Source organism: Nonomuraea recticatena (genome assembly GCF_039533245.1).
GTDB lineage: Bacteria > Actinomycetota > Actinomycetes > Streptosporangiales > Streptosporangiaceae > Nonomuraea > Nonomuraea roseola.
In genome coordinates this window covers 91,214-104,518 of record NZ_BAAATE010000010.1, presented here as the reverse complement: position 1 = coordinate 104,518, position 13,305 = coordinate 91,214, and the positions used below count along the sequence as shown (strand labels likewise).

Below are 13,305 nucleotides of genomic sequence, written 5' to 3'. Positions count from 1 at the left end.
CCCGGACATGCGAAGAGGCCCCGGATGAGCAGGGCCTCGGAAGAAGACGTCGGCGAGCCCCTAGGGGGCCGTCATTCGCCGCGTCGTCATGTCGCTCAGCATAGCCGCGATCTGAAACTTTCACCGCCGTGCTGCACCGGAGTGAGCCCGTGTTGACAGGCGCTCGGCTCGTTCCCGAGTCTCTTGGGAGCGCTCCCACTCCCTTGGAGACCCCATGAAACGCATCGCTCTGGCGGCCGCGGTCGGGTTGGCGGCCTTCCTGCCCGCCCTGCCGTCCCACGCGGCCGTGTCCTGCGCGGTCGAGTACTCGACCACCGACTGGTCCACAGGCTTCACCGCCAGCGTCAAGATCACCAACCTGGGCGACCCCGTGAACGGATGGCAGCTCGGCTTCGCCTTCCCGGGCAACCAGAAGATCACCAACGGCTGGAGCGCCACATGGCAGCAGTCGGGCGCGAACGTCACCGCCGCCGCCCTCGACTGGAACAAGGCGCTGGCGTCGGGGCAGTCGGTCAGCATCGGGTTCAACGCCGACCACACCGGCGCCAACGCCAAGCCCACCGCCTTCACCCTGAACGGCACGGCCTGCACGGGCGGCGTCTCCCAGCCGCTGGCCGTGAGCCTGACCAAGCCGGCGGCCGGCGCCACGTTCACCGCACCCGCCACCGTCGCGCTGGAGGCCGAGGCCACAGGGGCGGTCGCCAAGGTCGAGTTCTTCAACGGCACGACCAAGCTCGGCGAGGACACCACCGCGCCCTACACCGCCACCTGGTCGAACGTCGCCGCCGGCGCCTACCAGCTGACCGCAAGGGCCACGGACACCGCGGGGGCCACCAAGACCTCGGCCGCCACGGCGATCTCGGTCACCGCCTCCGGCACCCCCGCCATCTCCGTCAGCCCCGGCACGGTCAGCGTCCAGGAGGGCGGCCAGAGCCCCGTCAGCGTCAAGCTCACCAGCGCGCCCTCGGCCGACGTCACCGTCACCGCGGCCCGCACGGGCGACGCCGACCTGAGCGCCACCCCCGCCACGCTGACCTTCACCCCCTCGAACTGGGACACCGCCCAGCCGCTCACCATCAGGGCGGCCGAGGACGCCGACCAGACCAACGGCAGCGCCGAGTTCGGCCTGACCGCTCCAGGTCACACCGCGGGCAAGGTGAGCGCGACCGAGGTGGACAACGACGGCGCCCCGCCGACGGGCGAGCACGTCGCCAACCCCTACGACGGCGCGAAGGGCTACATCAACCCCGACTACGCCGAGCAGGTCACCGACCTGGCCGACGCCACGGGCGGCGCGCTCGGCACCGCGATGCGCAAGGTCGCCGGCTACTCCACCGCCGTGTGGATGGACCGCATCGGCGCCATCACCGCGGGCCGCGGCCTGCGCGGCCACCTCGACGCCGCCCTGGCCCAGCAGAGCGGCAGCACGCCCGTCGCCATCCAGATCGTGATCTACGACCTGCCCAACCGCGACTGTTCGGCGCTGGCCTCCAACGGTGAGCTGTCGATCGCCAATGACGGTCTGAACAAGTACAAGACGCTCTACATCGATCCCATCGCGGCGATTCTCAGGGACTCGAAGTACGCCTCGCTGCGCATCGTCACGATCATCGAGCCCGACTCCCTGCCGAACCTGATCACCAACCTCAGCTACCCCAAGTGCGCCGAGGCCAAGAGCACCGGCGCCTACGAGCAGGGCGTGATCTACGCCCTCGACCAGCTCCACGCGATCAGGAACGTCTACACCTACGTCGACATCGCGCACTCGGGCTGGCTCGGCTGGAGCAGCAACTTCGGCCCGACCGTCGACCTGATGACGAGCGTCGTCAACCGCACCACCGCCAAGTTCGACAGCGTCGACGGCTTCATCACCAACACCGCCAACTACACCCCGACCGAGGAGCCCTACCTGCCCAACCCCGACCTCAGCGTCGGCGGCCAGCCGATCAAGTCGGCCAAGTACTACGAGTGGAACCCCTACTTCGACGAGGTGGACTACGCCACCGCCCTGCGCTCCGCGTTCATCGCCAAGGGCTTCTCCACGGACCTGGGCATGCTCGTCGACACCTCGCGCAACGGCTGGGGCGGCGCGGGCCGTCCCACGGCGGCCAGCACCTCCACCGACCTGAACACCTACGTCAACGGCTCGCGCGTCGACCGCCGCCTGCACCGCGGCAACTGGTGCAACCAGTCCGGAGCCGGCATCGGCGCCCGTCCGACCGCCGCTCCCGCCGCGGGCATCGACGCCTACGTCTGGGTCAAGCCGCCCGGTGAGTCCGACGGCATCAGCGAGCCCACCCCCGGCGGGCCGAACGAGGAGGGCAAGCAGCACGATCCCATGTGCGACCCGGAGTTCACCGGCTCCCGGAACAACGCCCCGACCGGCGCGCTCGACAACGCCCCCCACGCGGGCGGCTGGTTCCCTGCGCAGTTCCGCATGCTGGTCGAGAACGCCCACCCCGCCCTGTGACCGTCTCCGCCTCACCCGCTGCGCCCCGGAGCCCCCACCTCCGGGGCGCAGCCCGTCGTCAGGCCGCCGGAGAGCCCCTGCGGCGCCTTCTCAGCGCCCACACGCCCGCCCCGAGCGCGAACACGGCCATCCCCGCGACCACCGACTCCATGGGCAGCGTGAAGGCCAGCACGGCGCAGAGGAGCAGCCCCACCACGGGGACGGCCCTCGGCGGCGCGCCCTCCTGCGAGGTCAACGTGAAGGCGCAGGCGTTGGCGACCGCGTAGTAGACCAGCACGCCGAACGACGAGAACCCGATCGCTCCCCTGAGGTCGGCCACCAGCACCAGCGCGACGACGGCCACCCCCACCGCCAGCTCCGCCCTGTGCGGCACCTGCCTGACCGGATGCACCGCGTCGAGGAGGCTCGGCAGGTCGCGCTCCCTGGCCATCGCGAACGTCGTCCTCGACACCCCGAGGATCAGCGCGAGCAGCGCGCCGAGCGCAGCCACCGCCGCTCCAGCCTTCACGACAGGAGCCAGCCATGCCGCTCCCGCCCAGGTCACGGTGTCCACCAGCGGCGCCTGCGACAGGCCGAGCCGCGCGGGGCCGAGCACCCGCAGCGTGGCCAGCGCGACCAGGACGTAGACGACGAACGTGACGCCGAGCGCGAGGAGGATCGCCAGCGGGATCGTGCGGCGCGGGTCGCGCACCTCCTCGCCGAGCGTGGCGATGCGGGCGTAGCCGGCGAAGGCGAAGAACAGCAGGCCCGCCCCCTGCAGCACGTCCCATGGGGTGACGGCCTGCGCGAGAAGGGGTGCGGAGGGCGCCGAAAGCGCGGGTCCGCCGAGCAGCCCCGCGGCCACCACCGCCGCCAGCACCGCGAGAACGAACGCCACGATCAGCCTGGCCGCCAGCGCCGACCGCTGCACGCCGAAGAGGTTGAGCACGGTCAGCGCCACCACCGCGCCCACCGCGAGCGGCCTGGCCAGATCGGGCGCGACGTAGGCGCCGAAGGTGAGGGCCATCGCCGCGCAGGAGGCCGTCTTGCCGACCACGAAGCCCCACCCCGCCAGGTAGCCCCAGAACGGGCCGAGCCGCCGCCTGCCGTACACGTAGGTGCCGCCGGAGTCGGGGTAGAGAGCGGCCAGCCTGGCGGAGGAGGTCGCGTTGCAGAAGGCGACGACCGCGGCCAGGGCGAGCGCGGCGGGCAGCCACCGGCCCGCCGCGGAGGCGGCGGGCGCGAAGGCGGCGAACACGCCCGCGCCGATCATCGCGCTCAGCCCCACGACGACGGCGTCGGCCGTGCCCAGCCGCCGCGCCAGCTTCGGCACCATCGCACCCCTCCCGTACGCGGGCGCCACACCCGCAGGTGTCACTGTGCCCTACAGGGACGGCGGGAACTCAGGCCGGGTAGGCGAGGTGCACGCTCACGCTGTCGCCGTGCCGGCCCCCGCTTGCGCGTCCTCCTTGGACGGCACGATCAGAACCGGGCGTCCGGCGTGGTGCAGCACCCTGTCGGAGGTGCTCCCCAGCAGCAGCGACCGCACCCCGCCCAGCCCTCGGGTGCCGGTCACGATCAGGGAGGCGTCGATCTCCCCCGCCACGTCCACGATCGTCGACCAGACGGCCATGGAGTCGGGCTCCCAGCGCGCCGTGGCCTCGAGCCCCGCCTCCCGTGCCAGTCGCGCCCCCTGCTCGGCCAGCTCCTTCGTCGCCGCCTCTATCGCCTCGTCCTCCGCGGTGGTGTCGACAGGCGCGATCAATCCCGCCGAGCCCCTGATCGAGGCCAGCGCCAGCCGCTCCCACACGCTCAGCACCACCGCCTGCTGTCCCCTGAGCAGGTGACCGGCGTAGGTGATCGCCGCCTTGGAGTCGTCAGAACCGTCGTACGCCACCAAAATCGTCATTTCGGTCTCCCTCAAGTCGGCCTCGCCTTCACCTCTATCCCGCCCCGCGCGTTTCACGCCCTTGGTCGTTTCGGGATCGGCCGACGGGTAGGGCAAGGAGCATGACCGTGACACAGTTCCAGGACCTGCCTCTCGCCGACCGCGACAGGGAGTGGGACGCGGCCGAGGCCGACAAACGCGTCCGCGCGTGGGCGAAGGCCGAAGACAGTCCCAACGCCGACTACCGCAAGGCGCACCTCTGGTACGACGGTGACGAGGCCGACGAGTTCGGTGCCTACAAGCTGCCGATCGCCGACGTGATCGGCGGCACGCTCAAGGCCGTCCCCCGGGCGATCATGGCCGCGGGCGGGGTGCTGCAGGGCGCCAGAGGAGGGGTGAAGATCCCGAAAGGCGAGGTGGACCGGGTCAAGGCCCACCTCGCCAAGTACTACGCGAAGCTGGATGAGACACCGCCCTGGGAGCGATGAGCCCGCCTAGGCGGCCAGCGACCGTGACGTCCTCGCGGGGACGGGTGCCACGGCGGCGGCGTGCTGGACGGAGACCACCCTGGGCGTACGGTGGCCCGCGGCGTGCGGGAGCCGTACGAGGTGGAGGGCGAGCAGCAGGAGCAGGCCGACCTCGGAGACCACCACCAGCCGCTGGGTGAGACCGGCGGGGATGTCGGCGTTGTCGAGCGGGACTCCGGCCATCCGCACCACGTAGGGGATCACGACCAGGACCAGCGCACCGAGCGCGATGCCGCTGAGCGCCTTCATGGCCCGTGCGTAGTTCGCCTTCGCCCTGACCAGCAGCAGCCCTGCGACGGGCATCACGAGGAAGGCGACGAATCCGGCGTAGCGGTGGATCGCGCCCGACATCGACAGGTCGAGACCCGGCCTGTCGGTCGGGAAGAGGCCGAGCAGCAGCATGCACACCCCCCAGACCGCCACCAGTGACACCGCCATGAGCCCCGCGCCCGATCGGCGCAGTCCTTCGGCGATGAATACCGCGCCCACCGCGAAGAGGGAGAGCGAGGCGGGAAGCAGCCACCCGATCGGATGGAAGGCGTACTCACTGATCAAGGTGTGCAGCGGGTCGAGCCCCGCCTGCGTCTGTAGCGTGAGCATGGCGCCCGTGCCGGTGCCGAGCGTCGTGAATCCTCCGATGAGCAAACCCTTCATGGTTCCAAGCTCGCGTGATACGGCGTTTCGCAGTATCGGAGATCGGCCCCACGCGGCCCCTGAACCTACCCCTACGACCTTGGTAGGAAGATCCCCGGCCTCACCCTGATGACCTGCGCGAAGAACGACCCTGGTAGGGCAGGCCCCCTCAGGGTTCCTCCAGTCAGCGGTCATGATTTGACTTCGAGCGCGCTCTAAGGGCGAGGCTGTGGGCATGACGATCCAGGAGGCCGCGCGCAGGTCGGGACCGGCATGCCGATCGCGGACAGGTGCCGCTACGCCGGCCTGCCCAGGCAGGGGCCCGCACACCGCGGGTGAGCGCCGGCGGATGCTCGAGGCCCACCGCGTGCGCGTGACCGCCAGGATCGCCGAGCTCTCCCAGGACCTCGGGGTCCTGGACTACAGGATCAACCTTTGCAAGGAGACGTCATGACCTCCAGGATCGGGCTCGGCTGCATGGGCATGTCCGAGTTCTACGGCGCGGCCGACGAGAACGAGTCGATCGCCGTCATCCACCGCGCACTCGACCTTGACGTGACTTTTCTCGACACAGCCGACATGTACGGCACCGGGCACAACGAGCAGCTGGTCGGCCGCGCCATCAAGGGCCGCCGCGACGAGGTGTTCCTCGGCACCAAGTTCGGCATCAGGCGGGACGGTGGCGCCCGCAGCATCGACAACAGCCCCGCCTACATCCGCCAGGCCTGCGACGCCTCGCTCCAGCGCCTCGGCGTCGACCACATCGATCTCTACTACATGCACCGCCGCAACCCCGACGTGCCGGTCGAGGAGTCGGTCGGCGCCATGGCCGAGCTGGTCGAGCAGGGCAAGGTCCGCCACCTCGGCCTGTCGGAGGTGACCGCCGACACCCTGCGCAGGGCGCACGCCACGCACCCGATCCACGCCCTGCAGAGCGAGTACTCCCTGTTCACCAGGGGCATCGAGCAGGAGATCCTGCCCGCCGCCCGCGAGCTCGGCGTGAAGCTGGTCGCCTACTCCCCCATCAGCCGCGGCCTGCTCAGCGGCGCGCTGCCGCCGGCCGACCAGCTGCCCGACGACGACTTCCGCAAGCACCTGCCGAGGACCTCGGGCGAGGCGGGCGAGCACAACGCGAAGCTGGTCGAGCAGGTCAAGGCCGTCGCCACCGAGGTCGGCTGCACGCCCGCCCAGCTCTCGCTGGCCTGGCTCCTGGCGCAGGGCGAGGACATCATCCCGATTCCCGGCACCAAGCGGCTGAAGTACCTGGAGGAGAACGCCGCCGCCGCCTCCATCACGCTCACCGCCGACCAGCTCGCCGCGCTCTCGACGGTGGCCGACTCGGTGCAGGGCGCCCGCTATCCCGACATGTCATCGGTGGAGAAGTGATGTCCATCTAGCGGGTGATTCTTCGCCGGGCGACGACGCTCTACAGTCGAAAACCATGAGGCTCGACTGGGCGATCGCCGCGATCGTGGCCCTGTTCTCGCTGGCAGAGGAGATCGGCGGACGCACCGGCGAGCCCGAGCGCGCCGACCCCTGGCTGTGGGCCGGGCTCGCGCTGGCCAGCGCGGTCCTGGTCGCGTTCAGGCGGCGCGCACCGTTCACCACGCTGGCCGTCTACACCCTGGTCGGCGGCCCGGCGATCCCGCTGTCGAAGGAGACGCTCGGCGCCTGGCAGCTCTACGTGGAGCTGCTCCTGCTGTTCACGCTGATGGCCGAGGTGCCGCTGCGCGACCGCCGTACCCTCGCGGGCCTGGCGCTCGCGCTCGGCTTCATCGGCCTCATCGTCTTCACCGACACCGGCCCGGTGGGTCCTGGCGACATCGCGATCGCCCTGGTGATGGCCACCGTCGCGGGCGGGGCGGGCCTCGCCGTCCAGCGCTACAGGGTGGTGGCCGCCCAGGCGCAGGAGCGCGGGGCCCTGCTGGCCAGGGAGGCGGTCAACGAGGAGCGCAACAGGATCGCCCGCGAGCTGCACGACATCGTCGCCCACAGCGTCAGTGTGATGGTCATGCAGTCGGGAGCGGTCCGCCGCCGTCTGGAGGAAGAGCAGGCGCGCGAGCGCGAGGCGCTCACGGTCGTCGAGGAGGCGGGCCGCGCAGCCGTCCACGAGCTGCGCAGGATGCTCGGCGTGCTGAGGTCGGGCCCCGAGGCGGCGGCCAAGGCGCCGCAGCCCGGCCTGGCCCGGCTGGAGGAGCTGGTCGAGCAGGTGCGCGTGGCCGGCCTCGACGTGAAGCTCGACGTGCGGGGCGAGCCCGTGCCGCTGTCGGCGGGCCTGGAGCTGTCGGCCTACCGGATCATCCAGGAGGCGCTGACCAACGCGCTCAAGCACGCGGGCCCGACCAGGGTGACGGTCACGGTCACGCACCGGCACAGGGAGCTGTCCCTGGAGATCGCCGACGAGGGCCCCACTCCTGGCCACGCCACACCCGAGCGCCACGGCCTCGGCCACGGGCTGATCGGGATGCGCGAGCGGGTGGCGCTGTTCGACGGCCGGCTCGACGCCCGTCCCCGTCCGGGCGGCGGCTTCATCGTGCGGGCGACACTTCCCGCCTGATCAGCGTCGAGGCCACCACCGGCCGGCCACCACCACCGCGCGCCCAGCGGGATCGCCCCCGAAGGGGCCGGCACGCTCAGCGGCACCGCGGCTCGCCCGTGCCCGCATCGCGACCGCCTCACGCGCAGGTGTGACCGGCTCAGCCAGGCGTGTCGAAGTAGGCGCGCACCACGGTCGAGCCCTCGCCGGTGTGGATGCGCACCAGGTCGCTGAGCAGGTTGACGATCAGCAGGCCGCGCGAGCCCGCCGTACGGGGGTCGACGGGTGAGCGGCCCACGAGCGGGTCGGTGATGTGCCCGGCGTCGCTGACCTCGCAGACCAGGCGCCCCTCCTCGCGCCAGAGCCGCAGGGTGCCCGAGCCCCCTCCGTGGTCGAGACTGTTGGCGCCGAGTTCGGAGACCGCCAGCTGGACGTCGTCGAGGCGGGTGCCGCTGAGACCCGCGGTCATCGCCCACTCGTTGGCCAGATGGCGCACCTGGGCCAGGTTGCGGTGGTCGAAGCGGAGCACGGCCGCGTCCTTCGGCTCAGGAAGCGGCCGGTTGTAGCCGTCGATGACCCGCGAGGGGGAGTAGACAGGGCTGCGGCGCTCCCCCGTGGCGTCCTGGATGACCGGGTGGGTGAGCGCCGCGTCGTCGAGCACGAGGGGCTCGAGGCGTTTGGTGTCGTAGGGACACAGGATCGTGACCCTGCGCCCGGCGAAGGCCAGGTTGATCAGCGCCTCGTGCTGGGCGCAGGCCGGGTACTCCGTCTCGCTGCGCCCGGCCCAGATCGGCTCGCCGATGATGCGCACGTGCCGGTCGGGGAAGCGGTCGGCGAAGTCGCGCAGCACGCCGGGGATGATCCTGCCGGGATTGCGGCCGACGACGGTCATGTCCAGCATCTTCACGAGCTCGGCGGCCTCACCCAGCTCGTGCTTGATCAATTCGAGATTGGGCGCAGGAACCGACACGGCCACCGGCTCCCCAGCCTCGAGTCCGTCGCGGATGAAGGGCACGGTGCCCGACAGATACTCCGCCTCGTTCTCGTAGAAGAGCGCCGGATGCACGAACGCCATAAAAGTCAGGTTACCTCCACCGCGTGAGTTACGCCTGATCATCGGGTATTACATAGGTACGTCCCACTGGAAGGATTCCACTAGGTGAAGAAGCTCCAGCTGGTCCCCCGTCCGCGGCTGCCCCGCCGTCCCCTCCCCCTCGACCTGCGCACTCCCTCCGGCAGGCCCCTCCCTTTCTGAGTCCCCATGACCTTTGAGCCCCCCATGACCGATCACCGCATGCGCGTGTCCGACGCCGACCGCGAACGGGCCGCGCAACAGCTCCAGAAGGCCTTCGCCGAAGGCCGTATCACCCCGGTGGAGCTGGACGAACGCCTTGAGCTCGTCTTCGGGTCCAAGACCTACGGCGACCTCACCGAGCTGCTGTCCGACCTGCCTGGCGCCGGCGCCATCGTCCCCGTCGTCGTGCCCGCTCACCCGGCCGAGGAGGTGGTGCTGGAGTCGAAGACGGGTGACGTGAGCCGCTCGGGCGACTGGCTGGTGCCCCAACGGCTGAAAATCGTCTCCAAGTACGGCAACGCCGCCCTCGACCTCTCGCAGGCGAGCGTCGCCCATCCCGTCGTGGACCTCGACTTCGACCTGAAGTACGGCTCCGCGAAGGTCATCCTGCCGGAGGGCGCGACCGCCAACGTGGACGGCTACCAGGCGGGATGGGGCGGCGAGGTCAAGGTGTCCGTCCCCGCCCGCCCTCGGCCTGGTCTGCTGCACGTGCGCGTCACCGGACACATCAAGTACGGCGAGCTGAGGATCCGCTACCCGAGGCGCTCGGTGGCCCAGTGGTGGAGCAGCGAGACGTGATGCCCGCCCGGCGCCGGCTCAGTCGGGCGGGTTGATCTTGGTGACGTCGATCTCGTCGATCCTGCCCACGAAGAACCTGTTGACGAACCAGAGCACCATGCCGATGCCGACCAGGACCGCGGCCCGCAGGTAGACGTCGCCCGACCTGCCCGTGACGGGCAGCGCCAGGAACAGGCAGACCACCGCGCCCAGCGCGGGCATCCAGGTCGGCGCGACGAAGTGCGTGTGCTCGACGCGGTCCTTGCGCAGCAGCAGCACGCAGACGTTGACCAGCGCGAACACCAGCAGCAGCAGGAGCACGGTCGTGTCGGCCAGCGGCCCGACGTCGCCGGTGGCGACCAGCACCGCGGCGATGCCCACCGTGAAGACGATCGCCACCCAGGGCGTGGCCCTGGTGGGATGGACCGCGCCGAAGAAGGACGGGATGATGCGCTGGCGCGCCATGCCGTAGACCAGCCTTGAGGCCATCAGCATGTTGATCAGCGCCGTGTTGCCGACGGCGAGCAGGGCGATCAGGGCGAACAGCTTGGGAGGGAAGGCGAACCCCGCCACCTTGACCACCTCGAGCAGCGGCCCCGTCGAGGCGACGAGGGTCCTGGTGTCGACCAGCATGGTGGCGGTGAAGGCGACCGCCATGTAGATCAGCGCCGCCGCCACGAGACCGCCGAACAGCGCGCGGGGGTAGTCCTTCTGCGGATCTCTCGCCTCCTCGGCGAGGTTGACTGAGTCCTCGAAGCCGAGCAGCGCGTAGAAGGCGAGCGCGGTGCCGCCCAGCACGCCGAGGAACGCCCCGTGGGCCGGATGGAACTCCAGCGCCCTCCCGGGATCGCCGTCACCGGTGAGCAGCGCGTAGACCCCGATCGCGATGATCACCAGCAGGCCGAACGCCTCGATGATCGTCAGGACGACGTTGACCTTCACCGACTCGGAGATGCCGGCGAAGTTCACCAGCGTGACCAGGCCGAGGAAGAGGAACGCGCCCACGATCACCGGCAGCGTGACGAACTCGGCCAGGTACCTGCCGCCGAACGCCCTCGCGGCGGCGCTGGCGGAGGTGATGCCGCTCATCATGACCGCGAAGGCCACGATGAAGGTCACGAACGGGATGCGGAAGGCCTTGTTGGCGTAGAGGGCGGCGCCCGCCGCCTGGGGGTACTTGCCGACCAGCTCCGCGTAGGCGGTGGCGGTGAGGGCGGCCAGCACGAACGCGACGAGGAACGGCAGCCACAGGGCCCCGCCGACGTGGCCCGCCACCTTGCCGACCAGCGCGTAGATCCCCGCGCCGAGGATGTCACCCAGGACGAAGAGCAGCAGCACCTTGCGGCCGATGACCCGCTTCAAGCCGGGCTGATGTCCCTGACCCACAGTCATACCCGGCCCCTACCCGACGTGGGGGCGATGATGTAAGCGGGATGTAAGTGAACATCAAGTAGGGCTCCATAATGTCCCTTCTGCTAGACATCCAACGAAGGGCACCAGAATGCGTTTCCTCAAGCGGGCCATCACGATCTCCGCGGCCACGCTGACCCTCACCGGCCTCACCGCCTGCGGCGGGGTCGGCAACGCCGCCAACTGCGTCGAGGCCAACAACGAGGCCACCAAGATCATGACCGAGTACTCCAAGGGCATGACCAACATCGGCACCAACCCCGATGAGATGCAGAAGGCCATGGCGAAGTCCGCCCAGGAGGCCTCCGACAAGCTCAAGACGCTCGCCGGCAAGTACGACGGCGAGCTCGCCGAGGCCCTCAACGAGGCGGCGGGTCTGTTCGAGTCGCTCAAGAGCGACGCCACGAGCGCGGACGCCATGACGAAGGTGCAGAGCTTCTCGACCAAGATCCAGAGCGCCTGCTCCTGATTGACTTCCCGGTCGCCGCACCGCCTGCGGGGGGCAGCGCGGCGCGGCGACCGTGGGCAGGATGTCCTGCCGATGTCTACTCTTGTCGCCCGTGCGCCCGATGACCCGTCTCTGGATCTACCTGCTCTCCCTGGCCGCCGCGTTCGCCTACGCCCTGCTCGGCCTGGTCAAGCTGGTCACCTTCCGCGCCACCACGTTCGACCTGGTCATCGTGGATCAGGCGGTTCGGGGGTATGCCCGCTTCGGCCCGCCGTACATTCCCTCCGTCGGCGTCTTCCACGGCCGCGGCATGGACTACCCGCAGCTGGCCGACCACTTCTCGCCGATCTACGCGCTGCTCGCGCCGCTCTACTGGATCCATGACGGCCCCGCGACACTGATCGTCGCCCAGGCCGTCCTGTTCGCGGCCGCCATCCCCTTCCTGTGGAAGTTCACCCACCGCGTCCTCGGTACGGCCCCGGCCTACCTCGTGGCCGTCGCCTACGCGCTGTCATGGCCGATCGCCCAGGCGGCCGCGTTCGACGTGCACGAGGTGATGTTCGTCCCGCTGCTCACCGCCGTCATGATCGAGCGGTATCACGCGGGCCGTCCCTTGCCCGCGCTCTTCGCCCTGCTCGCCCTCCTGCTCGTCAAGGAGGACATGGGCCTGATGGCGATCGGGGCGGGACTGTGCGTGGCGTTGCTCGGCGACAGGCTGCAGGGCCTGTTGTGCGTCGCCCTCGGCCTGGCATGGACGGTCCTGACCCGCGGCTTCCTCATCCCGCTGGCGGGTGGTGACGCGGGGGACTTCTGGGCCTACGGGCACCTCGGTCCCGACGCGACGAGCGCCCTGCTCCACATGCTCGGCGACCCGCTCGGCACGCTCTTCCTGCCGTTCAGCGAGGAGGCCAAGGTGGACACGCTCTTCCTGCTGGTCTGGCCCACGCTGCTGCTGTGCCTGCTCTCCCCCGTCTCGCTCATCGCGCTGCCGCACGTGCTGGAGCGCATGCTGTCCGACCGCTCGCCGTGGTGGCAGTCCGACTTCCAGTACAGCGCCTTCACCGTCGTCATCCTCTTCTGCGCGGGCGTGGACGGCCTGGCCCGCCTCCTGCGCTGGGTCAAACGGCCCGACTCCCCCTCGGTGAAGACGGCGTGGGCGGTCGCCGTGTGCGCCGTCGCCCTCACCCTGCTGCCCCGCTTCGCCCTGGACCAGCTCACCCATCCGGGCTTCTACCGCGCCGACCCCGAGCGCACGAGGGCGGCCGCCGCGGCCGTCTCGAAGATCCCCTCGGGAGCGGTCGTGGAGGTCACCAACTCCCTCGGCCCCGCGCTCACCTCCCGCGCCACCGTCCTGCTGCTGGACGGCACGCCGCGCCAAGCGCCATGGGTCGTGGCCGACGTGGCCAGGTGGGAGTATCCCTTCGGCTCGCCGGCCGCCCAGGCCGAGCGTGTCGCGCTGCTGCTGGGCTCCGGCTACGTCCAGGTCTTCGAGCGCAACGGCTACGTCGTCCTGCGCCGCACGGACCCGGCCTCGCCCGACCCCCTGTGATGGATCCCTCGCC

13 protein-coding genes are annotated in these 13,305 nt (G+C 70.5%); 8 read left to right on the top strand and 5 right to left on the bottom strand.

The annotated features are described in order from the left end of the window. Window positions 1–214 precede the first annotated feature (214 nt). Window positions 215–2,470, top strand: coding sequence for a glycoside hydrolase family 6 protein (locus tag ABFX50_RS21030; RefSeq protein WP_346148780.1), 2,256 nt, complete (start codon window positions 215–217; stop codon window positions 2,468–2,470). Between the two features lie 58 nt (window positions 2,471–2,528). Here the strand turns inward: ABFX50_RS21030 and ABFX50_RS21025 are convergent, their stop codons facing one another. Both ABFX50_RS21025 and ABFX50_RS21020 read right to left on the bottom strand, forming a co-directional pair. After that, window positions 2,529–3,785, bottom strand: a complete 1,257-nt coding sequence (locus ABFX50_RS21025) for an APC family permease (RefSeq protein WP_346148778.1) — start codon at window positions 3,783–3,785, stop codon at window positions 2,529–2,531. A gap of 93 nt (window positions 3,786–3,878) precedes the next feature. Next, window positions 3,879–4,358, bottom strand: coding sequence for a universal stress protein (locus tag ABFX50_RS21020; RefSeq protein ID WP_346148776.1), 480 nt, complete (start codon window positions 4,356–4,358; stop codon window positions 3,879–3,881). A 101-nt stretch (window positions 4,359–4,459) separates the two neighbouring features. Between ABFX50_RS21020 and ABFX50_RS21015 the strand changes: the two genes are divergently transcribed. Next, complete coding sequence (locus tag ABFX50_RS21015) at window positions 4,460–4,825, top strand: hypothetical protein (protein WP_346130006.1); 366 nt, start codon at window positions 4,460–4,462, stop codon at window positions 4,823–4,825. Window positions 4,826–4,831: 6 nt separating this feature from the next. On the opposite strand, the gene ABFX50_RS21010 is transcribed toward ABFX50_RS21015, so the two are convergent. Further along, window positions 4,832–5,518, bottom strand: coding sequence for a DUF998 domain-containing protein (locus tag ABFX50_RS21010; RefSeq protein ID WP_346148773.1), 687 nt, complete (start codon window positions 5,516–5,518; stop codon window positions 4,832–4,834). Between the two features lie 214 nt (window positions 5,519–5,732). Between ABFX50_RS21010 and ABFX50_RS21005 the strand changes: the two genes are divergently transcribed. Genes ABFX50_RS21005 through ABFX50_RS20995 form a run of 3 tightly spaced genes read left to right on the top strand, consistent with a single transcriptional unit; the run spans window position 5,733 to window position 8,054 of the window. Beyond that, the gene (locus ABFX50_RS21005) at window positions 5,733–5,951 is read left to right on the top strand and encodes a MerR family transcriptional regulator (protein WP_346148771.1); all 219 of its coding nucleotides are present in this window, start codon (window positions 5,733–5,735) and stop codon (window positions 5,949–5,951) included. Next, window positions 5,948–6,883: an aldo/keto reductase gene (locus ABFX50_RS21000; RefSeq protein ID WP_346148769.1), complete on the top strand. Its 936-nt coding sequence runs from the start codon at window positions 5,948–5,950 to the stop codon at window positions 6,881–6,883. The genes ABFX50_RS21005 and ABFX50_RS21000 overlap by 4 nt, the downstream gene beginning before the upstream one ends. A 55-nt stretch (window positions 6,884–6,938) precedes the next feature. Further along, a complete protein-coding gene (locus tag ABFX50_RS20995; protein WP_346148767.1) occupies window positions 6,939–8,054 on the top strand; it encodes a sensor histidine kinase in 1,116 nt (371 codons plus the stop codon). 139 nt (window positions 8,055–8,193) lie between these two features. Here the strand turns inward: ABFX50_RS20995 and ABFX50_RS20990 are convergent, their stop codons facing one another. Further along, window positions 8,194–9,108, bottom strand: a complete 915-nt coding sequence (locus ABFX50_RS20990; protein WP_346148765.1) for an anti-sigma factor RsbA family regulatory protein — start codon at window positions 9,106–9,108, stop codon at window positions 8,194–8,196. Between the two features lie 204 nt (window positions 9,109–9,312). Between ABFX50_RS20990 and ABFX50_RS20985 the strand changes: the two genes are divergently transcribed. Beyond that, window positions 9,313–9,906: a DUF1707 SHOCT-like domain-containing protein gene (locus tag ABFX50_RS20985; protein WP_346148763.1), complete on the top strand. Its 594-nt coding sequence runs from the start codon at window positions 9,313–9,315 to the stop codon at window positions 9,904–9,906. A gap of 18 nt (window positions 9,907–9,924) precedes the next feature. Here ABFX50_RS20985 and ABFX50_RS20980 read toward each other — a convergent pair whose 3' ends face one another. Then, window positions 9,925–11,247, bottom strand: a complete 1,323-nt coding sequence (locus ABFX50_RS20980; protein ID WP_346148761.1) for an APC family permease — start codon at window positions 11,245–11,247, stop codon at window positions 9,925–9,927. A gap of 139 nt (window positions 11,248–11,386) precedes the next feature. Here ABFX50_RS20980 and ABFX50_RS20975 point away from each other — a divergent pair, with 139 nt between their 5' ends. Together ABFX50_RS20975 and ABFX50_RS20970 are read left to right on the top strand one after the other, a co-directional pair. Continuing rightward, complete coding sequence (locus tag ABFX50_RS20975) at window positions 11,387–11,764, top strand: hypothetical protein (protein WP_346148759.1); 378 nt, start codon at window positions 11,387–11,389, stop codon at window positions 11,762–11,764. A 100-nt stretch (window positions 11,765–11,864) separates the two neighbouring features. Beyond that, window positions 11,865–13,292, top strand: a complete 1,428-nt coding sequence (locus ABFX50_RS20970; RefSeq protein ID WP_346148757.1) for a DUF2079 domain-containing protein — start codon at window positions 11,865–11,867, stop codon at window positions 13,290–13,292. Window positions 13,293–13,305: the final 13 nt, after the last annotated feature.

What these genes read in the sequence shown, in the direction of transcription:
- ABFX50_RS21000 (WP_346148769.1), top strand. Translation starts at nt 5,948, where the DNA reads ATGACCTCCAGGATCGGGCTCGGCTGCATGGGCATGTCCGAGTTCTAC.
- ABFX50_RS20970 (WP_346148757.1), top strand. Translation starts at nt 11,865, where the DNA reads ATGACCCGTCTCTGGATCTACCTGCTCTCCCTGGCCGCCGCGTTCGCC.
- ABFX50_RS20985 (WP_346148763.1), top strand. Translation starts at nt 9,313, where the DNA reads ATGACCGATCACCGCATGCGCGTGTCCGACGCCGACCGCGAACGGGCC.
- ABFX50_RS20975 (WP_346148759.1), top strand. Translation starts at nt 11,387, where the DNA reads ATGCGTTTCCTCAAGCGGGCCATCACGATCTCCGCGGCCACGCTGACC.
- ABFX50_RS21020 (WP_346148776.1), bottom strand. Translation starts at nt 4,358, where the DNA reads ATGACGATTTTGGTGGCGTACGACGGTTCTGACGACTCCAAGGCGGCG.
- ABFX50_RS21030 (WP_346148780.1), top strand. Translation starts at nt 215, where the DNA reads ATGAAACGCATCGCTCTGGCGGCCGCGGTCGGGTTGGCGGCCTTCCTG.
- ABFX50_RS21010 (WP_346148773.1), bottom strand. Translation starts at nt 5,518, where the DNA reads ATGAAGGGTTTGCTCATCGGAGGATTCACGACGCTCGGCACCGGCACG.
- ABFX50_RS21005 (WP_346148771.1), top strand. Translation starts at nt 5,733, where the DNA reads ATGACGATCCAGGAGGCCGCGCGCAGGTCGGGACCGGCATGCCGATCG.
- ABFX50_RS21015 (WP_346130006.1), top strand. Translation starts at nt 4,460, where the DNA reads ATGACCGTGACACAGTTCCAGGACCTGCCTCTCGCCGACCGCGACAGG.
- ABFX50_RS21025 (WP_346148778.1), bottom strand. Translation starts at nt 3,785, where the DNA reads ATGGTGCCGAAGCTGGCGCGGCGGCTGGGCACGGCCGACGCCGTCGTC.
- ABFX50_RS20995 (WP_346148767.1), top strand. Translation starts at nt 6,939, where the DNA reads ATGAGGCTCGACTGGGCGATCGCCGCGATCGTGGCCCTGTTCTCGCTG.
- ABFX50_RS20990 (WP_346148765.1), bottom strand. Translation starts at nt 9,108, where the DNA reads ATGGCGTTCGTGCATCCGGCGCTCTTCTACGAGAACGAGGCGGAGTAT.